This window comes from Prescottella equi, from assembly GCF_020171745.1.
Taxonomy (GTDB): Bacteria; Actinomycetota; Actinomycetes; order Mycobacteriales; family Mycobacteriaceae; genus Prescottella; species Prescottella equi_A.
In genome coordinates, this window is sequence record NZ_JAIVAH010000020.1 from 190,076 (window position 1) to 209,873 (window position 19,798).

Annotated in this window: 15 protein-coding genes and 3 tRNA genes; 4 read left to right on the plus strand and 14 right to left on the minus strand. The window is 68.5% G+C overall.

Going from position 1 to position 19,798, the window contains the following annotated elements:
• Positions 1 to 36: 36 nt before the first annotated feature.
• The 5 genes from LCL87_RS17630 to LCL87_RS17650 all read right to left on the minus strand — a co-directional run bounded on the left by LCL87_RS17630 (position 37) and on the right by LCL87_RS17650 (position 2,983).
• Positions 37 to 109, minus strand: a tRNA-Glu gene (locus tag LCL87_RS17630).
• An 89-nt stretch (positions 110 to 198) separates the two neighbouring features.
• Positions 199 to 274 (minus strand) — tRNA-Glu (locus tag LCL87_RS17635).
• A gap of 147 nt (positions 275 to 421) precedes the next feature.
• A tRNA-Gln gene (locus LCL87_RS17640) sits at positions 422 to 493 on the minus strand.
• 137 nt (positions 494 to 630) lie between these two features.
• Positions 631 to 2,106: a glutamate--tRNA ligase gene (gene gltX, locus LCL87_RS17645; protein ID WP_225021918.1), complete on the minus strand. Its 1,476-nt coding sequence runs from the start codon at positions 2,104 to 2,106 to the stop codon at positions 631 to 633.
• A gap of 103 nt (positions 2,107 to 2,209) precedes the next feature.
• Positions 2,210 to 2,983 (minus strand): fumarylacetoacetate hydrolase family protein, encoded by a 774-nt coding sequence (locus tag LCL87_RS17650; RefSeq protein WP_225021920.1) that lies wholly within the window; start codon positions 2,981 to 2,983, stop codon positions 2,210 to 2,212.
• A 127-nt stretch (positions 2,984 to 3,110) separates the two neighbouring features.
• On the opposite strand from LCL87_RS17650, the gene LCL87_RS17655 reads away from it, so the two are divergent.
• Positions 3,111 to 4,313: an MFS transporter gene (locus LCL87_RS17655; protein WP_225021922.1), complete on the plus strand. Its 1,203-nt coding sequence runs from the start codon at positions 3,111 to 3,113 to the stop codon at positions 4,311 to 4,313.
• Between the two features lie 60 nt (positions 4,314 to 4,373).
• Here LCL87_RS17655 and LCL87_RS17660 read toward each other — a convergent pair whose 3' ends face one another.
• The 5 genes from LCL87_RS17660 to LCL87_RS17680 all read right to left on the minus strand — a co-directional run bounded on the left by LCL87_RS17660 (position 4,374) and on the right by LCL87_RS17680 (position 10,897).
• Complete coding sequence (locus LCL87_RS17660; RefSeq protein WP_225021929.1) at positions 4,374 to 5,387, minus strand: 3-isopropylmalate dehydrogenase; 1,014 nt, start codon at positions 5,385 to 5,387, stop codon at positions 4,374 to 4,376.
• 112 nt (positions 5,388 to 5,499) lie between these two features.
• On the minus strand, positions 5,500 to 7,092 hold the full coding sequence (gene serA / locus LCL87_RS17665; RefSeq protein ID WP_225021931.1) for a phosphoglycerate dehydrogenase: 1,593 nt from the start codon (positions 7,090 to 7,092) through the stop codon (positions 5,500 to 5,502).
• A gap of 265 nt (positions 7,093 to 7,357) precedes the next feature.
• A complete protein-coding gene (ilvC, locus tag LCL87_RS17670; protein ID WP_510850796.1) occupies positions 7,358 to 8,371 on the minus strand; it encodes a ketol-acid reductoisomerase in 1,014 nt (337 codons plus the stop codon).
• A gap of 64 nt (positions 8,372 to 8,435) precedes the next feature.
• Positions 8,436 to 8,939, minus strand: a complete 504-nt coding sequence (ilvN, locus tag LCL87_RS17675; protein ID WP_031938961.1) for an acetolactate synthase small subunit — start codon at positions 8,937 to 8,939, stop codon at positions 8,436 to 8,438.
• Positions 8,936 to 10,897 (minus strand): acetolactate synthase large subunit, encoded by a 1,962-nt coding sequence (locus LCL87_RS17680; RefSeq protein ID WP_225021933.1) that lies wholly within the window; start codon positions 10,895 to 10,897, stop codon positions 8,936 to 8,938. The genes ilvN and LCL87_RS17680 overlap by 4 nt, the downstream gene beginning before the upstream one ends.
• A gap of 285 nt (positions 10,898 to 11,182) precedes the next feature.
• Between LCL87_RS17680 and LCL87_RS17685 the strand changes: the two genes are divergently transcribed.
• Both LCL87_RS17685 and ilvD read left to right on the plus strand, forming a co-directional pair.
• Entirely contained in the window at positions 11,183 to 11,674 is a 492-nt protein-coding gene (locus LCL87_RS17685; protein WP_225022040.1) for a PH domain-containing protein, read from the plus strand.
• 191 nt (positions 11,675 to 11,865) lie between these two features.
• On the plus strand, positions 11,866 to 13,707 hold the full coding sequence (gene ilvD, locus LCL87_RS17690; RefSeq protein ID WP_225021935.1) for a dihydroxy-acid dehydratase: 1,842 nt from the start codon (positions 11,866 to 11,868) through the stop codon (positions 13,705 to 13,707).
• Positions 13,708 to 13,785: 78 nt separating this feature from the next.
• On the opposite strand, the gene LCL87_RS17695 is transcribed toward ilvD, so the two are convergent.
• The gene (locus LCL87_RS17695; RefSeq protein WP_225021936.1) at positions 13,786 to 14,715 is read right to left on the minus strand and encodes a DoxX family protein; all 930 of its coding nucleotides are present in this window, start codon (positions 14,713 to 14,715) and stop codon (positions 13,786 to 13,788) included.
• A gap of 111 nt (positions 14,716 to 14,826) precedes the next feature.
• Here LCL87_RS17695 and LCL87_RS17700 point away from each other — a divergent pair, with 111 nt between their 5' ends.
• Positions 14,827 to 15,975 (plus strand): PQQ-dependent sugar dehydrogenase, encoded by a 1,149-nt coding sequence (locus LCL87_RS17700; protein ID WP_225021938.1) that lies wholly within the window; start codon positions 14,827 to 14,829, stop codon positions 15,973 to 15,975.
• A 3-nt stretch (positions 15,976 to 15,978) separates the two neighbouring features.
• On the opposite strand, the gene LCL87_RS17705 is transcribed toward LCL87_RS17700, so the two are convergent.
• From LCL87_RS17705 to LCL87_RS17715, 3 genes are read right to left on the minus strand one after another with little or no spacing between them, the layout of a single operon-like run.
• Positions 15,979 to 17,187: a cation:proton antiporter gene (locus LCL87_RS17705; RefSeq protein WP_225021940.1), complete on the minus strand. Its 1,209-nt coding sequence runs from the start codon at positions 17,185 to 17,187 to the stop codon at positions 15,979 to 15,981.
• Positions 17,188 to 17,198: 11 nt separating this feature from the next.
• The gene (gene gatB, locus LCL87_RS17710) at positions 17,199 to 18,710 is read right to left on the minus strand and encodes an Asp-tRNA(Asn)/Glu-tRNA(Gln) amidotransferase subunit GatB (protein ID WP_225021941.1); all 1,512 of its coding nucleotides are present in this window, start codon (positions 18,708 to 18,710) and stop codon (positions 17,199 to 17,201) included.
• 22 nt (positions 18,711 to 18,732) lie between these two features.
• Positions 18,733 to 19,764, minus strand: coding sequence for an ATP-dependent 6-phosphofructokinase (locus tag LCL87_RS17715; protein ID WP_225021944.1), 1,032 nt, complete (start codon positions 19,762 to 19,764; stop codon positions 18,733 to 18,735).
• Between the last annotated feature and the right edge of the window lie 34 nt (positions 19,765 to 19,798).

The following is a 19,798-nucleotide window of genomic DNA, read 5'->3' on the forward strand; positions in this document are numbered from 1 at the left end:
AGACCCTCCGATCCATGATCGGAGGGTCTTGCTTTGTAGCCCCGACGGGATTCGAACCCGCGCTACCGCCTTGAGAGGGCGGCGTCCTAGGCCGCTAGACGACGGGGCCAGGAACTTCTTCGTTTACATGCTGCGCACCAGGATAAATGTTCTGGCCGAGAGAAATCCCCGCGATCCAGGATCGAAGGTGTCTTCCCTTGGTAGCCCCGACGGGATTCGAACCCGCGCTACCGCCTTGAGAGGGCGGCGTCCTAGGCCGCTAGACGACGGGGCCAGAACATTTTCAAGGTGTGCCGCCGCATGCGTGCGGCACGTTGGAATGCCTCCAGTTTCGAACCAACCCTTGCGGATCAGATCTGCGTTGGAAGCTCGGCCAGTTGGACTCGCCGGAGTCCGGAGTGAAATTCACTCGAACTCTCCGCTGGGGTACCAGGACTCGAACCTAGAATGGCGGTACCAGAAACCGCTGTGTTGCCAATTACACCATACCCCAATGCTCTTCCGGGCTTCCCTGACCTCGCGGCCGGGGCTTGCCTTTCGAACGAGGAGAACAATATCAAAGCCCCCCATGGTTTCTCCAAATCGGCTGGTCAGAGGGACGAAATGGCCCTCTGACCGCCGACGGGGAGGCTAGCTGCCGACCTGAGCGCGGGCAGAACGCAGACGCGCGAGCGTCACGTCCCGGCCGAGCAGTTCCATGGACTCGTACAGCGGCGGGCTGATGTGCGAACCGGTGACCGCGACGCGCACCGGCGCGAACGCCTTACGCGGCTTCAGTTCCAGCTTCTCGATCAGCGCAGCCTTGAGCGACTCCTCGATATCCGCAGTGGCCCAGGCCGGCAGGGAGTCCAGCGCCTCGATCGTGGCGTCCAATACGGGAGCGGCGTCGGCGCCGAGGTTCTTGGCCGCGGCGGCGGGGTCGATCGCGAAGTCGGCGTCGGACACCAGCAGGAACTTCAGCAGGTCCCACGCGTCCGACAGGACGACGATGCGCGTCTGAACCAGGTCCGCTGCAACCGCGAACTGTTCGTCGGTCAGGGCGTCGACGGGATGCCCGTGCGTCGTGAGGTACTGACGCAGCCGCGCCGCGAAGTCCGCCGGCTCGAGCAGACGGATGTGCTCGGCGTTGATCGCGTCGGCCTTCTTCTGATCGAAACGTGCCGGATTCGAGTTGACCTTGGAGATGTCGAACGCCGCGACCATCTCGTCGAGCGAGAAGACGTCGTGGTCGTCCGCGATGCTCCAGCCCAGCAGTGCGAGGTAGTTGAGCAGCCCCTCGGGTATGAAGCCGCGATCGCGGTGGATGAAGAGGTTCGACTCGGGGTCGCGCTTGGACAGCTTCTTGTTGCCCTGCCCCATCACGAACGGCAGGTGCCCGAATTCGGGCGTGAAATCGGCGACGCCGATGCGCTGCAGCGCCTCGTACAGGGCGAGCTGACGCGGCGTCGACGACAGCAGGTCCTCACCGCGCAGGACGTGCGTGATCTTCATCAACGCGTCGTCGACCGGGTTGACGAGCGTGTACAGCGGGATGCCGTTGCCACGGGTGAGCGCGAAGTCCGGCACCGTACCGGCCTTGAACGTCGTCTCACCGCGAACGAGGTCGTTCCACGTCAGGTCGTGATCGGGCATCCGCAGCCGCACCACGGGCTTGCGACCCTCGTCCAGGTACGCCTGGATCTGCTCGGCCGTCAGGTCGCGATCGAAGTTGTCGTAGCCCAGCTTGGGGTCACGGCCGGCCGCCTTGTGCCGCGCCTCGACCTCCTCGGGGGTCGAGAACGACTCGTACGCCTCGCCGGCCTCGACGAGACGACGGACCACGTCGAGGTGCTGGTCACGCCGCTGCGACTGCCGGTACGGCTCGTACGGGCCACCCACCTCCGGGCCCTCGTCCCAGCTCAGCCCGAGCCAGCGCAGCGCGTCCAGGATCGCCTGGTACGACTCCTCCGAATCGCGGGCGGCGTCGGTGTCCTCGATGCGGAACACGAACGAGCCACCGTGGTGACGCGCGAACGCCCAGTTGAACAGGGCGGTGCGGACCAGCCCGACGTGCGGGGTGCCGGTGGGTGACGGACAGAAACGGACGCGTACTTCGCTGGTGGTCATGGCTCACTTCGGGTCGACACTGCTAGACGCCGTTGGGCACGTCTAGGCGACGGGGAAAGGACCCTTACAGGCTAGTCCCGTGAGCACTCGTAGCGGTATCCGATCAGCGCTTGGCGGCAACCGGATTGGTCAGCGTGCCGATGCCCTCGACCGTGACGCTCACGCTCTGGCCGTCGACGATCGGGCCGACCCCCTCGGGGGTTCCGGTGAGGATCACGTCGCCGGGCAGCAGCGTCATGACCGCCGACACCCACTCGATGACCTTCGGGATGTCGTGCAGTAGAAGCGAAGTGCGGCTGCGCTGCTTGACCTCACCGTCGACCTCGGTCGTGATCTCGACGTCCGAGACGTCCAGGTTCGTCTCGATCCACGGGCCCAACGGGCAGAATGTGTCGTAGCCCTTTGCGCGAGTCCACTGGCCGTCGTGCCGCTGCTGATCGCGCGCCGTGACGTCGTTCGCAACGGTGTACCCGAGCACGACGTCGAGCGCCTTGGCCGCGGGAACATCCTTGCAGGGGCGGCCGATGACGACGGCGAGCTCACCCTCGTAGTGCACCTCGTTCGACGACGGCGGCAGCATGATCGGCGCGCCCGGACCGACGATCGAAGTGTTGGGCTTGATGAAGATGACGGGATCCTCGGGCGCCTCGCCGCCCATCTCCGCTGCGTGCGCCGCGTAGTTCTTGCCGACACAGATCACCTTGCTGGCCAGGATCGGAGCCAGCAGCCGAACGTCCGCAAGAGGCCAGCTGCGGCCCGTGAAAGTCGGTGTGCCGAAGGGGTGTTCGGCAATTTCCTTCGCAGTCTGCGCGTCACCCTCCCCCTCGATCGACACGAAGGCAACTCCATCGGGACTGGCAATTCGACCAAGGCGCATGTGCCCGAGTCTATCGAGTCACATCACGCCGGGTGGCCGTACCCGTCGCGCAGCCGGTCGTGAAGGGTCTACACTTCGAGCGGTATCCACATTCTAGGACATTCATTTCATATATTGGGACGGCATCATGAGCGCGACGGTAGGCGAGGAAGTTCGGGCGAGTTCGACGAAACGCTGGTCCATGCTGGGACTGGGTGTGCTCGCGCAGGCCGCGGGCGCGGTGTTCTCGAACGCGCCCGCGTTCCTGCTGCCGACGCTGCACGACACGCACGGCATGGAGCTGTCCCGCGCCGGACTCGTGGTGGCCGCGCCGACGGTCGGATTCCTCGTCAGCCTGATGGCCTGGGGTGCCGTCGTCGATCGCATCGGCGAACGCCGCGTCCTGGTGGTCGGCATGGCCGCGACCGCGGTGGCGAGCGCCGCTGCCGCCTTCAGTTCGTCGTTCGCGATGCTCGGGGTCTTCCTGTTCATCGGCGGCATGGCCGCATCGAGCGCCAACGCGGCCAGTGGACGTGTCGTGGTGGGGTGGTTTCCGCCACAGCGGCGCGGATTCGCGATGGGGATCCGGCAGATGGCCCTGCCACTGGGTGTCGCGGTCGCGGCGCTCACGGTGCCCCGCGTGGCCGAATCTCATGGCGTCGGTTGGGCATTGGCCCTACCCACAGTTGTGACATTTGTCGCAGCGGTCGGTTGTCTGTTCGTCGTCGACCCGCCGCGGCCGGAACGCTCGGCCGCCCAGGGGTCGGGCCTGCTGGACAATCCGTACCGGAACTCGGGTGTGCTGTGGCGGATTCACGGCGTCTCGGTCCTTCTGGTGGTGCCGCAGTATCTGGTGTGGACGTTCGCACTGCTGTGGTTGATGACGGATCGGAACTGGTCCGCCGCCGCGGCCGGCCTGCTGATCACCGTCACCCAATTGCTGGGCGCCGCAGGGCGGATCGCGGCCGGAGCGCTGAGCGATCGGGTCGGTAGCCGGATGCGGCCGCTGCGCTGGGTCGCGATTGCCGCCGCGATCTCGATGGGAGCGCTGGCGCTGACGGACTGGCTGGACTCCCCCGTGTCCGTGGCGCTGCTGGTCGTGGCGTCGGTGATCACGGTGGCGGACAACGGATTGGCGTTCACCGCTGTCGCCGAGATCGCCGGACCGTACTGGAGCGGCCGTGCGCTGGGCGCCCAGAACACGAGCCAGTACCTGGCGGCGTCGTTGGTGCCGCCCGTCTTCGGTGCGTTGGTCGCGGCGGTCAGCTTCCCGGTGACCTTCGCAGTCGCCGCCCTGTTCCCCCTCGTCGCCGCTCCCCTGGTCCCAGAGGACCATCCCGAACGACGCTGAAACGACCGTGACCGCCGCCCGGATTCCGGGCGGCGGTCACGTGTTTCGGGTTCGGAGCGCCTAGACGGCGGCGGCGATCCGGTCGCCGACCTCGGTGGTGACGATCGGGGCGTCGCCGCGCGAAGCCAGATCGGCCTCGACGGCGGCCTCGATGCGCGCGGCGTCGTCCTCACGGCCGAGGTGACGCAGCAGCATCGCGGCCGACAGGATCGCGGCGGTCGGGTCGGCGATGCCCTGGCCCGCGATGTCCGGTGCCGAGCCGTGAACCGGCTCGAACATCGACGGGTTGGTGCCCGACGCATCGATGTTGGCGCTCGCGGCCAGACCGATACCACCGGTGACGGCGCCCGCCAGGTCGGTGATGATGTCGCCGAACAGGTTGTCGGTGACGATCACGTCGAAGCGCGCCGGGTCGGTGACCATGTAGATAGTCGCAGCGTCGATGTGGCAGTACGCCGTCTCGACCTCCGGGTACTCGGCGCCGACGGTCTCCATCGCGCGGGTCCAGATGCGACCGGCGTTCGAGAGCACGTTGGTCTTGTGGATCAGCGTCAGGTGCTTGCGACGCTTCTGTGCCAGCTCGTACGCGGCGCGGACGACGCGCTCGGCACCGAACCAGGTGTTGACCGAGACCTCGGTCGCGACCTCGTGCGGGGTGCCGACGCGGATCGAGCCACCGTTGCCGGTGTACGGGCCCTCGGTGCCCTCGCGGACGACGATGAAGTCGATGTCCGGGTTGGCGGCGAGCGGCGAGCTCGACTCCGGGTAGGTGCGCGCCGGACGCAGGTTCACGTGGTGATCGAGAAGGAAGCGCATGTTCAGCAGCAGGCCACGCTCGAGGATGCCGGGTGCGACGAACCGCGGGTCGCCGATGGCGCCGAGCAGGATCGCGTCGTGCTGACGGATCGCGTCGAGCTCGGCCTCGGGCAGCAGGTCGCCGGTCTCGTTGTAGCGCTTGGCACCGAGGTCGAACTCGGTGGTCTCCACATCCGGAACCAGCTTCCGCAGGACCTTCAGCGCTTCCGCCGTGACCTCGACACCGATGCCGTCACCGGGGATGACCGCAAGCTTCATGGGACACACTCTCTTTCGACTGAGAATCCACCGGTGGCGTGAGACACCCCGGCTGCGCCGGTGGCCGCGACCGTCCTCGACGATCGCGGCCACCGGGTGGGTATGGGGAGGATCAGGACAGGTCGACCTGCGCGACGCGAGCGTCGAGCTGCTCGACGATCTGCGCAACCTCGGCGTCGCCGACGACCTTGTCGACGCGCAGGATGACGGTGGCGCCCTCGCCCTCGACGTCCTGGCTCAACGCGGCGGCCTGGATGTCGATGCCGGCGGTGCCCAGGACGGTGCCCAGGACACCGAGCACGCCCGGACGATCCGCGTAGTGCACGACGATGTTGTGGCCCTCGGCGCGCAGGTCGAAGCTGCGGCCGTTGATGTTGACGATCTTCTCGACCTGCTGCAGGCCGGTCAGCGCACCCGCGACGGTGGTGACGGTACCGTCGGCGGCAACCGCGCGGACCTCGACGGCGCTGCGGTGCGTCTGCGCCTCGCTGTGCTTCTCGACCTCGACGCTCACGCCACGCTGCTCGGCGAGCTGCGGGGCGTTGACGAACGTGACGGCCTCGTCGCTGCTCGCCGAGAACAGGCCACGCAGAGCGGCCAGGCCCAGGATGTCGACGTTCTCGGCCGACAGTTCGCCGCTCGCGACGACCTGGACGTTCTGGACGGCCTCGGGCGACAGGGTGCCGGCGAGCAGACCCAGCTTGCGGACCAGCTCGAGCCACGGGGCGACCTCTTCGCCGACCGGGCCGCCGGAGACGTTGACCGCGTCCGGCACGAACTCGCCGGCCAGGGCCAGCAGGACGCTCTTGGCGACGTCGGTGCCCGCGCGGTCCTGGGCCTCCGAGGTGGAAGCACCGAGGTGCGGGGTGACGACGACGTTGTCGAGGTCGAACAGCTTGGAGTCGGTGCACGGCTCGGTGTTGAACACGTCGAGGCCGGCGGCGCGGACCTTGCCGTTCACGAGCGCGTCGTACAGCGCGTCCTCGTCGATCAGGCCACCGCGAGCGGCGTTGACGATGATGACGCCGTCCTTGGCCTTGGCCAGACGCTCGGCGTTCAGCAGACCCGCGGTCTCCTTGGTCTTGGGCAGGTGCACCGAGATGAAGTCGGCGCGCTCGACCAGCTGATCGATGTCGACCAGCTCGATGCCCAGCTGCGCGGCGCGAGCGGCCGGCAGGTAGGGGTCGTACGCGATGATCTCGGTCTCGAACGCGGCGAGACGCTGCGCGAACAGCTGGCCGATGCGGCCCAGGCCGACGACGCCGACGGTCTTGCCGAGGATCTCGGTGCCGTTGAAGCTCGAACGCTTCCAAGTCTTCTCACGCAGCGTGCGGTCGGCGGCCGGGATCTGGCGCGCGGTCGACAGCAGCAGCGACACGGCGTGCTCGGCGGCCGAGTGGATGTTGGAGGTCGGCGCGTTGACGACCATGACGCCACGCTCGGTGGCGGCCGGGATGTCGACGTTGTCGAGGCCGACGCCGGCGCGACCGACGATCTTCAGCTTCGTGGCAGCGGCGAGCACCTCGGCGTCGACCGTCGTGGCCGAGCGGACGAGCAGGGCGTCGGCCTCGGGCACGGCCGCGAGCAGCGCGGGGCGGTCCGGGCCGTCGACCCAGCGCACCTCGACACCGTCACCGAGCGCATCGACGGTCGATTGTGCGAGCTTGTCGGCGATCAGGACAACGGGACGGCCATTCTGGCTCACGAGGAACTCTCCTGTGTTTCGGTGTCTGGGTGTGTCGGGTCGAGCGATTGTCCTCGGCCGGGCACCGCTTCGGGCGCGCACGGGTCGCAGACGTGATCAGTTTAGTTGGCCGGGCGCCGTGATTCCGCAGGGCGGGTACCGGCTACCACATAGTGGACACCGGCGGTACGCAATTCGGAGATTCTCGCCACAGCCGAGAACGACTCCGGCCCGGGGGCCGCGCGACGAAACGCGCGGCCCCCGGGCCGAATTGAGAGGCTGTGGATCAGGCCGTCTCGGTGATCGGACGATCGACCCAGCTCATCAGGTCGCGCAGCTTCTTGCCGGTGACCTCGATGGGGTGCTCGGCGTTGGCCTTGCGCAGGCCCTCGAGCTCGGTGTTGCCGTTCTCGACGTTGGCGACCAGGCGGCGGGTGAACTCGCCGGACTGGATGTCGGCCAGGATCGCCTTCATGCGCTCCTTGGTGCCGGCGTCGATGACGCGCGGGCCCGACAGGTAACCGCCGAACTCAGCGGTGTCGGACACCGAGTAGTTCATGCGGGCGATGCCACCCTCGTACATGAGGTCGACGATGAGCTTGAGCTCGTGCAGCACCTCGAAGTACGCCATCTCGGGCGCGTAGCCGGCCTCGACCATGACCTCGAAACCGGTCTTGACCAGTTCCTCGGTGCCGCCGCAGAGCACAGCCTGCTCGCCGAAGAGGTCCGTCTCGGTCTCTTCCTTGAACGTGGTCTTGATGACGCCGGCGCGGGTGCCACCGATGCCCTTGGCGTAGGACAGAGCCAGGGCCTGGCCCTCGCCCTTCGGGTCCTGGTGGACGGCGATCAGGGCCGGAACGCCCTTGCCGTCGACGAACTGACGACGGACCAGGTGGCCCGGGCCCTTCGGCGCGACCATGGCGACCGTGACGTTCGCCGGGGGCGTGATCAGGTCGAAGTGGATGTTGAGGCCGTGGCCGAAGAACAGCGCGTCGCCGTCCTTCAGGTTCGGCTCGATGTCGTTCTTGAAGATCGACGCCTGAGCGGTGTCGGGGGCGAGCACCATGATGACGTCGGCCCACTCGGCAACCTCGGCCGGCGTGCCCACGGTCAGGCCCTGCTCCTCGGCCTTGGCGCGGGACTTCGAACCCTCCTGGAGGCCGATGCGCACATCGACACCGGAATCGCGCAGGCTCAGCGAGTGCGCGTGGCCCTGGCTGCCGTAGCCGATGACCGCGACCTTGCGGCCCTGGATGATCGACAGGTCTGCATCGTCGTCGTAGAACATCTCGACTGCCACAGTTCTTACCTTCCCTCTGGGTTCTATGAACGCTTGATTGTCTGTTGTTGGTGGGTGAACGGTTCTAGCGGGTGGCCGTGATGGACTTCGGCCCACGGCCGACCGCCACCACACCGGACTGCACGATCTCGCGGATGCCGAACGGATCGAGCATGCGCAGGAGTGCGTCGAGCTTGGAACGGGTGCCCGTGGCCTCGATCGTGACGGCCTCGGGAGCGACGTCGATCACCTTGGCGCGGAACAGGTTCACCGTCTCGATGACCTGCGTGCGCACGCTGGCGTCCGCACGCACCTTGATCAGGATCAGCTCGCGCGCCACCGACGCCTCGGTGTCCTGCTCGACGATCTTGATGACGTTCACCAGCTTGTTGAGCTGCTTGGTCACCTGCTCGAGCGGGAACTCGTCGACCGTGACGACGATCGTCATGCGCGAGATGTCGGGAACCTCGGTGCCGCCGACGGCGAGCGACTCGATGTTGAATCCCCGACGGGAGAAGAGTGCAGCGACACGGGCCAGCACGCCCGGCTTGTCCTCGACGAGAACACTGAGGGTGTGGCTGGTGCTCACTGGCGATCCTCTCCGGCTTCGGCCTCGGAGGCAGCCTGCTCACGCGCGGCGCCTTCCTGCATGGCCTCGTGAATGGTTGCGGGCTCGTCCGCAGCCTCGTCTTCGTCGAACAGCGGGCGGATGCCCCGCGCCGCCATGATCTCGTCGTTGCTGGTGCCGGCGGCGACCATCGGCCACACCTGGGCGTCCTTGCCGACGATGAAGTCGATGACGACAGGCTTGTCGTTGATCGACTGCGCGGTGCGGATGGCGTCCTCGACGTCCTCCTCACGCTCGACCCGGATACCCACGCAGCCCAGCGCCTCGGCCAGCTTGACGAAGTCCGGGATCCGGACGGCGCCGTGCGTGCCCAGGTTCGTGTTCGAGTAGCGCTCGTCGTAGAACAGGGTCTGCCACTGGCGGACCATGCCCAGGTTGCCGTTGTTGACGAGCGCGACCTTGATCGGCACGCCCTCGAGGGCACACGTGGCCAGTTCCTGATTGGTCATCTGGAAGCAGCCGTCGCCGTCGATGGCCCAGACCTCGCGGTCCGGCATGCCCATCTTGGCGCCCATCGCGGCCGGCACGGCGTAGCCCATCGTGCCCAGGCCACCCGAGTTGAGCCACGTGCGCGGCTTCTCGTAGTTGACGAACTGCGCCGCCCACATCTGGTGCTGGCCGACGCCGGCGCAGTAGATGGCGTCCGGGCCCGCGAGCCGGCCGACGGCCTGGATCACGTACTCGGGCGACAGCGCGCCGTCCGAGGGACGGTCGTACGCCAGCGGGTAGGTGCGGCGGATGTTGTCCAGGTACGCCCACCACTCGGTGAGGTCGAGGGACGTGCCGGTCGCCTGATCGGCGCGGATCGCCTCGATCAGCTCGGTGATGACCTCCTTGCAGTCGCCCACGATCGGGACGTCCGCGTGGCGGTTCTTACCGATCTCGGCCGGGTCGATGTCCGCGTGGATGACCTTGGCGTCGGGCGCGAACGAGTCCAGCTGACCGGTGACACGGTCGTCGAAGCGCGCACCGAGGGTGATCAGGAGATCACTCCGCTGCAGCGCCGCAACCGCGGCCACGGTGCCGTGCATGCCCGGCATGCCGCAGTTGAGCTGGTGGCTGTCCGGGAACGCGCCGCGCGCCATCAGGGTCGTGACGACGGGAATGCCGGTGAGCTCGGCCAGTTCGAGGAGTTCCGGCGATGCGTCGGCCTTGATGACACCGCCACCGACGTACAGGACCGGCGACTTGGCGTCGGCGATCAGGCGTGCGGCCTCGCGCACCTGCTTGCCGTGCGGCTTGGTGACCGGACGGTAGCCCGGCAGGTGCATCTCCGGCGGCCACGAGAACGTGGTCTGCGCCTGCAGGATGTCCTTCGGGATGTCGACGAGGACCGCGCCCGGGCGCCCGCTCGACGCGAGGTAGAACGCCTCCGCCAGGATCCGCGGGATGTCGATGCCCTCGGTGATGAGGAAGTTGTGCTTCGTGATCGGCATCGTGATGCCGGAGATGTCGGCTTCCTGGAACGCGTCGGTGCCGATCAGTCCGCGACCCACCTGACCGGTGATCGCGACGACCGGGACCGAGTCCATCTGAGCGTCGGCGAGCGGGGTCACCAGGTTCGTCGCACCGGGGCCGGAGGTCGCCATGCAGACGCCGACCTTGCCGGTGGCCTGCGCGTATCCGGTCGCGGCGTGCCCCGCGCCCTGCTCGTGCCGGACCAGGACGTGGCGGACCTTCTTCGAGTCGAAGAGCGGGTCGTACACCGGCAGCACGGCACCACCCGGGATACCGAACACGGTGTCGACCTCGAGCTCCTCGAGGGCTCGGACCACGGACTGCGCGCCGGTGACCCGCTCAGGGGCGACCTGACGACGGTTACCGGGCTGCGCGGTGGCAGCCCTACTGTCTCCCGCGGTCGGGCCGGTAGCTCCCGACTTGCGCGGCGTGGGTTGAGGCCGTGCGGTTGGTGCGCTCACTGGAGAAATCCTCTGCGATTCTGGCTCTGCGGTTCTGGATCAGGGCAACAAAAAACCCTCGTCAGCATCAGCTGTACGAGGGTGGCGCGTCGTTATCTGGCGAGTTGCAACAACCGGCTCAGGCGACGACGCGCCGGCCGATTACGAGCAACTCATTCTGCTTCACGCGCTCGACGGTAGGCGCGCGAATGGTAGACAGTCAACTTTGATGAGTGCGCTGTCCCAGAATGTAAGATGCCTCGGCTGCAGTGCGAAGATGTAGAGGTGTCATCTCCTCAGCAGCCCGTGCCACCACAGTCATCATCCCATACGCCCGCGGACAGCCGACAGGTCATCCGGATTTCGCCGCTCGCGCTGATTGCGTGCATCTTCCTGCTGTTCTGCCTCAGCTTCCCGGTTCTGGGTTGGCCGGCGGCCTTCAGCTGGACGCTGGTGATCCCGTTCCTCATCGGCGCCTGGGTGCTGCGCGTGCGCACCACCGTCACGCCGGACGGGCTCGAACTGCGCCGCGCCTTCTCGTCGCAGTCCATATCGTGGGATCGGATCAAGGGCTTCCGCTTCCCCAAGCGGGGCTGGGCGCGCGCCGACCTCGTGGACGGCACCGAGGTGTCGCTGCCGACCGTGACGTTCGGCCGGCTGCCCCAGCTGGCGTCCGCGAGCGGCGGCCGGGTCACCGACCCGTACGCAGCCGCACGCGAGGCGGAAGCGCGCAAGTGGGCAGAGGAAGAGGCCGCCAAGGCGGAGGCCACCGACGCGCCGGAGCCGAATGCCGAATGACCCGGTCACGGGAGTAGCGTCGCACCAGGACGTCTCCCACTCCCACCGGAGATGACGAGGCAGTTCTAACAGCCGATATCGGGTCCAGCCGACCAGCACACCACGGGCCCACACCATCACGAACTTTTTTCGCCGCGCTCGGCGTGCACAGCCCGCCGCCGAGAACCGCTGATCGACGAAGGAATCCGCCCATGCCCCCGCTGAGGTCACGCACCACCACCGTCGGACGCAACGCTGCCGGAGCCCGCTCGCTGTGGCGCGCCACCGGTATGACCGACTCCGACTTCGGTAAGCCGATCGTCGCGATCGCCAACTCGTACACCCAGTTCGTTCCCGGCCACGTCCATCTCAAGGACGTCGGCGACATCGTCGCCGAGGCCGTCCGCGCCGCCGGCGGCGTGCCCCGCGAGTTCCACACGATCGCCGTCGACGACGGCATCGCGATGGGCCACGGCGGCATGCTGTACTCGCTGCCCAGCCGCGAGATCATCGCCGACTCGGTCGAGTACATGGTCAACGCCCACACCGCGGACGCGCTGGTGTGCATCTCGAACTGCGACAAGATCACCCCCGGCATGCTCAATGCCGCAATGCGCCTGAACATCCCGACGGTCTTCGTCTCGGGTGGCCCGATGGAGGCCGGCAAGGCCGTCGTCGTGGGTGGCGTCGCACAGGCACCCACCGACCTGATCACCGCGATCTCCGCGAGCGCGAACGACTCCGTGTCCGAGGAGGGCCTGGACGAGGTCGAGCGCAGCGCCTGCCCGACGTGTGGCTCCTGCTCCGGCATGTTCACCGCCAACTCGATGAACTGCCTCACCGAGGCGCTGGGTCTGGCCCTGCCCGGCAACGGGTCGACGCTGGCGACGCACGAGGCACGCCGCGCCCTGTTCAGCCGCGCCGGCACCACCGTCGTCGAGGCCGCGCTGCGCTACTACCGCGACGAGGACGAGTCGGTCCTGCCGCGGAACATCGCCACCCCCAAGGCCTTCCGCAACGCGATGGCGCTGGACGTCGCGATGGGCGGCTCCACCAACACCGTCCTGCACACGCTCGCCGCGGCGCAGGAGGGCGAGGTCGACTTCGATCTGACCACGATCGACGAGATCAGCCGTCGTGTGCCGTGCCTGTCGAAGGTCTCCCCCAACTCGGACTACCACATGGAGGACGTGCACCGGGCCGGCGGCATCCCCGCGCTGCTCGGTGAGCTGCGCCGTGCGGACCTGCTCGAGACCGACGTCTCCACCGTCCACACCAAGAGCTTCGACGAGTGGCTCGACACGTGGGACATCCGCTCCGGCAAGGCGTCCGACGAGGCGATCGAGCTGTTCCACGCGGCCCCGGGCGGCGTGCGCACCACCGAGCCGTTCTCGACGAACAACCGTTGGTCGGCGCTGGACACGGACGCCGAGGGCGGCTGCATCCGGGACAAGGAGCATGCGTACACCGTCGAGGGCGGCCTGTGCGTGCTGCGCGGCAACATCGCCGTCGACGGCGCGATCCTCAAGACCGCCGGCATCGACGAGGAGCTGTTCTCGTTCCAGGGCCCGGCCGTCGTCGTCGAGTCGCAGGAGGCGGCCGTCTCGGTGATCCTGCAGAAGCAGATCAAGCCGGGCGACGTCATCGTCGTGCGCTACGAGGGCCCCAAGGGTGGCCCGGGCATGCAGGAGATGCTGCACCCCACCGCATTCCTCAAGGGCGCCGGTCTGGGCAAGGAGTGCGCGCTGATCACCGACGGCCGCTTCTCCGGTGGCACGTCGGGCCTGTCGATCGGCCACATCTCCCCCGAGGCCGCGTCGGGCGGTGTGATCGGCCTCGTCGAGGACGGTGACCAGATCCGCATCGACGTCGCGACCCGCACGCTCGAGGTCCTCGTCGACGACGAGACCCTCGCCGCGCGCCGCGCCAAGATGGAGGCGTCCGAGCGTCCGTGGCAGCCGGTGGACCGTCAGCGCACCGTCACCACCGCGCTGCGCGCATACGCCGCCCTGGCCACCTCGGCCGACAAGGGCGCCGTCCGCCAGGTGCCGTAACACCGCTACAACGGCTGAAGGGTCTCTTCACGCGCTCACAGCGCGTGAAGAGACCCTTCAGCCGTATCGGGGTAGGCGTCAGATGACGGGATTCGCCCCGTTGAAGACGAACCACACCGTCAGGCCCAGTGCGACGCCGAGCAGCAGGATCACGACCGACCCGACGTGCGGCCGGGTGGCCCATTTGCGGCGGCCGTCGATCGCGATCCGCCCCGGGCCGGTGAGGACGATCGCGGCCGCCGCGGCGCCGATCAGCGTCTCGTACTCGACGCCGCCGGGAGCGAAGTATTCGAGGCCGGGCAGCGCCGACTGCTTGAGACACCAGGCGTTGATCATCACCGCCAGCACCGCTGCCCCCGCGAACGGGGTGAGCAGGCCCAGGATCAGCAGCGCGCCACCGGCGACCTCGCCGACCGCCCCCGCGACCGCAAGGGCACGCGCGTGATCGAATCCGGCGGTGACCAGGTCGTCCCGGTATCCGCCGAGCCCGGGGCCGTTCCACCATCCGGTCAGCTTCTGGAGACCGTGCGCGAGGAGGGTCCCGCCCACGGCGAGGCGCAACACCAGCAGCCCGACGTCGAGCGTGCCGCGGCGCGCATCCGCACCGTCGGACGGCGGACCTGCCGGAGCAACCGCAACCGGGGCGGCGATCGTGATGGGCTCGGACACAATCGGCTCCGAAACAATCGGCTCGGACACGGTCGGCTCCGAAATGAAGGATTCCGAAACGATCGGCCCGGACACCGTCGGCTCGGGGCGCACGATCACCTCGGTCACTTGATCCTCGACCACCGGTGGCGCCGGAACGTCCGGGGCGGGCCGGAAGACAGGGATCTGCTCGGTGGGCAGACTGCTCAGATCGTCCGCGCCGGGATCGAAGTCGTCGTCGGTGCGCGGGATCGACGCCCGGACGGACTGTGCCGGAAACCGCTCCGTCGGCTGATCGAACGGACTGGGCGCGGTGCCCTGGCCGGTGGACGCGGGGTGCTCTCTCGGCTTGTCGGTCACGAAAGGCAGCCTAGGGCGGATCGCGGTGGGCCACCGGATTGTCGCTCCGGCGCGCCGGTCACACCGGGCGACGTGGCGACGACGGCGTTCCCTTCCGTAACGTCGTGCAGCATGAGGATGGGTCAACCGAGCCTGCGGGCACGCCGTGCGACCGTGGCCGCATTCTGCGCGATGGTCGTGATCACGGCCGCGGGATGCGCCCGCTTCGACGACACCGCGTCCTCCCCGTTCACCCCGGAGCCGACGTTCGGTTCCGGCGGCGAGGTGCAGCCGAGGGAGCCGTCGCCGCCGTCGTCGGTGGCGCCCCAGCCGTCGAAACCCGACGACCCGTGCTTCGACCGCGATCCCAACGTCGTGGCGACGTGTCTCGACAGCACCGGCGGCCTGGTGATGCTGCCCGACGGGGCGTCGGCGCTGGTGACCGAGCGTCGCACCGGTCGGATCCTGCTGGTGACTCCGGGCCAGGCACCCACCGAGTTCGCCTCGGTCCCCGTCGATTCCGGTAGCGACGGCGGGCTGCTCGACATCGCGCTCTCCCCCACGTTCGGCGAGGACAGGCTCGTCTACGCGTACATCACGACGGCGACCGACAACCGCGTGGTGCGCGTCGCCCCCGGCGACGTTCCCAAGGACGTGCTCACCGGCATTCCGCGTGGCGCCGAGGGCAATGCCGGATCACTGGAGTTCGCCGGCCCCGGCCAACTCATGGTGCTCACGGGTGATGCGGGTGACCCGGCCGCCGCGGCCGACCCGGGGTCGCTCGCCGGCAAGCTTCTCCGCGTCACCTCGCTGTCGACGGCGCCCGCGCCGCCCCGGCCGGCGGTCGCGCTGTCCGGCATCGGGCGTGCCGGTGGTGTGTGCACGGACGCCGACGGCGGTGTGTGGGTGACGGATCGGACGGCAACCGGGGACCGGTTGCAGCGGGTCCGCCCGGACGGCGCCGTCGGCGCTGCACCCGTGTGGACGTGGCCCGACAAGCCGGGCGTGGCCGGGTGCGCGGTGGCGGCCGGCGCCGTCGCGATCGCGCTCACCGACGGGCGAGCGGTGGCGGTGCTGACGACCGACCGCGAGACGGGTTCGGTGTCGTCCGCCCCCGCGCAACTCGCGCAGAACCTCTACGGCCGGCTCGGCGACGTCACGATCAGCGGTGAGGGCCAGATCTGGGCGTCGACGGTCAACAAGTCCGGGGGCGAGCCCGGGCCCACGGACGATCGTGTCGTGAAGATTCCGCTGCCGTCCGGTGGCGGCGGATTCGACTGACGCTCAGGCGCTCACGCCCGCACGGGCCTCGCCCTCCGCCGACGGGGTGCGCTTGACGAGGAACCCGGCGAGCATCGGCAGGATCAGCACCGAGATCGCGCCCGCAGCAACGAGGATCGACGCCGTGGCGTTCGACATCTGCCCCGCCGACACGGCAACGCCGGTGACCGCGACGATGAGCGGCAGCCCGGTGGTGGAGTACAGCGCGATCTGCGAGCTCTCACGCGTGTCGAACGACGCGTCGCGGTCGTAGCGCGACGCGACGAACACCGGCAGCCCGCGGACGATCACCAGCAGCGCGAGGAACGCCAACAGCACCAACGGTTCCCCGGCGACGGCGGAGACGTCGATCGCCATGCCCGAGGTGACGAAGAAGATCGGGATGAGAAGACCGAAGGCGAGACCCTCGAGCTTGTGTTCGAGCTGTTCGTTGCCGTCCGGCACGGTCCGGCGCAGGATGAAGCCCGCAGCGAAGGCACCCAGGATGATGTCGAGGTCGAAGACCGTCGCCACCGCGATGAGCGCGACGAGCAGCAGCATCACCAAGCGGACGGTGGTCTGCGCGGTGGTGTCCGAGCCGCGGCGGACCAGGGCCAGCAGGTCGGTGCCCTCGCGGAGGATCCGGGCCGGCAGCAGCGCGACGATCACCGCGACGGCCGCGAACGCCGCGAGCACGACGAGCGAGAACACCGCGCCGCGCGCACCCAGCAGCACCGCCATCGCGATGACCGGGCCGATCTCACCGATCGCACCGTGGTTGAGGATGGCGCGACCGACCGGCGTCTCGACGAGACCGCGATCCTTGAGGATCGGCAGCAGCGTGCCCAGCGCCGTCGAGGTGAGGGCGATCGCGACGGCGATCTCCGAGTGCACCAGCCCTGCCGCCGCCAGACCCGCGACGACGGCGAACGCCAGCGCCAGGCAGATCAGCCACGTGATCAGGGCACGGCGCCCGCCGCGGCCGGTCAGTTCGTCCTTGTCGATCTCGTAACCGGCGAGCAGGAACAGCATGCCGAGCCCGAGCTCACGGAGCAGTTCGATCTCGGGGTCGACGCTCGCCAGGTCGAGCACGAACGGCCCGATCACGATGCCGGCCACGAGTAACAGCACGACCTCGGGAATCAGCTTGCGCCGCAACGATCCCGCAATCAGGGGCGCGATCGCTGCGGCGACTGTGATCCAGAAGAGTGACGTGGCTACGGCAGCGCTCATGCGCCGCTACATTAGCTGCACGCGGCGATGACGAGTTCCTTGACACGCGCCGGATCCGCTTGTCCGCGAGTGGCCTTCATGACGTCGCCGACGATCTTGCCCGCCGCGGCGACCTTGCCGCTGCGGATCTTCTCGGCGATGTCGGGGTTGGCGGCGAGGGCCTCGTCGACGGCGGCCTGCAGCTTGCTGTCGTCACGCACGACCACCAGCTCCGGGTGCGCGGCGAGGATCTGTGCGGGGTCACCTTCACCGTCGAGCACGTAGTCGACGACCTGGCGAGCCAGCTTGTTGGTGAGCTTGCCGTCGGTGACGAATGCGATGACCTCGGCGACCTGAGCCGGGCTGATGGGCAGTTCGGTCAGTTCCACACCGCGGGTGTTGGCCTGCTGGCTCAGGTACGCGACCCACCACGAGCGGGCGTCGGACGCGGGTGCGCCGGCCTCGGTGGTCGCGATGACGAGGTCGAGCGCGCCGGCGTTGACCAGGTCGCGCATCTCCTCGTCGGAGACGCCCCACTCCTCCTGGATGCGGGCGCGGCGGATCCACGGCAGCTCGGGCAGCGTGCCGCGCAGTTCCTCGACCCAGGCGGCGTCGGGTGCGACGGGCTCGAGGTCGGGCTCCGGGAAGTAGCGGTAGTCCTCGGCGGTCTCCTTGCGGCGGCCGGCGGACGTGGTGCCGTCGCCCTCCTGGAAGTGGCGGGTCTCCTGAATGATCTCGCCACCGGAGACGAGCACGGCGGCCTGGCGTCGCATCTCGTACCGGACGGCCGTCTCGACGCTCTTGAGCGAGTTGACGTTCTTGGTCTCGGTGCGGGTGCCGAACACGTCGGCGCCGATCGGCATGAGCGAGACGTTGGCGTCGCAGCGCAGCGAGCCCTGGTCCATCCGGACGTCGGAAACGTCGAGGGCCTTGAGCAGGTCGCGCAGGGCCGCGACGTACGCGCGGGCGACCTCGGGGGCGCGCTCGCCGGCACCGGTGATCGGCTTGGTCACGATCTCGACCAGCGGCACACCCGCGCGGTTGTAGTCGAGCAGCGAGTGGCTCGCGCCGTGGATGCGACCGGTGGCACCGCCGACGTGCAGCGACTTGCCGGTGTCCTCCTCCATGTGCGCGCGCTCGATGTCGACGCGCCACGTGCTGCCGTCGTCGAGCACGACGTCGAGGTAGCCCTCGGTCGCGATGGGCTCGTCGTACTGCGAGATCTGGTAGTTCTTCGGCTGGTCCGGGTAGAAGTAGTTCTTCCGCGCGAACCGGCCCCACGGGGTGATCGAGCAGTTCAGCGCCAGGCCGATGCGGATCGCGGACTCGACGGCGGCCTGGTTGACGACGGGAAGCGCACCCGGCATGCCGAGGCACACGGGGCACACCTGGGTGTTGGGCTCGGCGCCGAACTCCGTGGGGCACGGGCAGAACATCTTGGTGGCGGTGTGCAACTCGACGTGCACTTCCATGCCCAGTACGGGCTCGAACTTCGCGAGGACGGCGTCATAGTCGAGAAGGTCAGCGGACACGGCGGCAGTCATGGCCATGAGTTTATGCGCCTGGTCACCCGAAGAACGCGGCCGCCTCCCGGTAGCGCTCGACGGGCACGGTCTTGAGTTGTTTGGTCGCCTCCGACAGCGGCACCAACTCGATGTTCGTGCCGTGCAGCGCCACCATCTGACCGAACTGTCCGTTGTGGGCGGCATCGGTCGCATGGACACCGAACCGGGTCGCCAGGACGCGGTCGTACGGGGTGGGCGTGCCACCACGCTGGACGTGCCCGAGGACCGTGGTTCGCACCTCCTTGCCGATCCGACGCTCGATCTCGACCGCCAACTGCTGAGCGACGCCCGTGAAGATCTTGTGCCCGAACTCGTCGATGCCGCCCTCACGCAGCGTCATCGACGACGGATCCGGCGACGCCCCCTCGGCGACGACGCAGATGAAGTGCGAGTCGCCACGCTGGAAGCGCTTCTTCACCAGCGCGCACACCTCGTCGACGTCGAACGGTTCCTCCGGCACCAGCGTCAGGTGCGCGCCCGACGCCATGCCCGACTGCAGCGCGATCCACCCGGCGTGCCGGCCCATCACCTCGACGAGCATCACCCTCTGGTGCGACTCCGCGGTGGTGTGCAGGCGGTCGATCGCCTCGGTCGCGATGGTCAGGGCCGTGTCGAATCCGAAGGTGACGTCGGTGCAGTCGATGTCGTTGTCGATCGTCTTGGGCACCCCGACGACGGGGACACCGCTCTCGGCGAGCCAGCTGCCGGCGGTCAGCGTGCCCTCGCCGCCGATGGGGATGAGGACGTCGATGCCGTTGTCGTCGAGGGTCTGCTTGATCCGGTCGAGGCCGTCGTGCAGTTTCTGCGGGTTGACGCGCGCGGTGCCGAGGATCGTGCCGCCACGCGCGAGGATGCGGTCGATCCGGTCCTCGTTCCGCATCTGGACCTTGCGGTCCTCGAGCAGGCCGCGCCAGCCGTCCTGGAATCCGACGACGGTGCTCCCGTATCGACTGTCCGCGGTGCGCACGACGGCGCGGATCACGGCGTTGAGTCCGGGGCAGTCGCCGCCCCCGGTGAGTATTCCGATGCGCATCACGACACCTCTCGGCGTTCAGTTGCAGAGCGGT

What these genes read in the sequence shown, in the direction of transcription:
- ilvD (WP_225021935.1), top strand. Translation starts at nt 11,866, where the DNA reads ATGCCCCCGCTGAGGTCACGCACCACCACCGTCGGACGCAACGCTGCC.
- LCL87_RS17650 (WP_225021920.1), bottom strand. Translation starts at nt 2,983, where the DNA reads ATGCGCCTTGGTCGAATTGCCAGTCCCGATGGAGTTGCCTTCGTGTCG.
- LCL87_RS17705 (WP_225021940.1), bottom strand. Translation starts at nt 17,187, where the DNA reads ATGAGCGCTGCCGTAGCCACGTCACTCTTCTGGATCACAGTCGCCGCA.
- gltX (WP_225021918.1), bottom strand. Translation starts at nt 2,106, where the DNA reads ATGACCACCAGCGAAGTACGCGTCCGTTTCTGTCCGTCACCCACCGGC.
- LCL87_RS17660 (WP_225021929.1), bottom strand. Translation starts at nt 5,387, where the DNA reads ATGAAGCTTGCGGTCATCCCCGGTGACGGCATCGGTGTCGAGGTCACG.
- LCL87_RS17700 (WP_225021938.1), top strand. Translation starts at nt 14,827, where the DNA reads ATGAGGATGGGTCAACCGAGCCTGCGGGCACGCCGTGCGACCGTGGCC.
- LCL87_RS17655 (WP_225021922.1), top strand. Translation starts at nt 3,111, where the DNA reads ATGAGCGCGACGGTAGGCGAGGAAGTTCGGGCGAGTTCGACGAAACGC.
- gatB (WP_225021941.1), bottom strand. Translation starts at nt 18,710, where the DNA reads ATGACTGCCGCCGTGTCCGCTGACCTTCTCGACTATGACGCCGTCCTC.
- LCL87_RS17715 (WP_225021944.1), bottom strand. Translation starts at nt 19,764, where the DNA reads ATGCGCATCGGAATACTCACCGGGGGCGGCGACTGCCCCGGACTCAAC.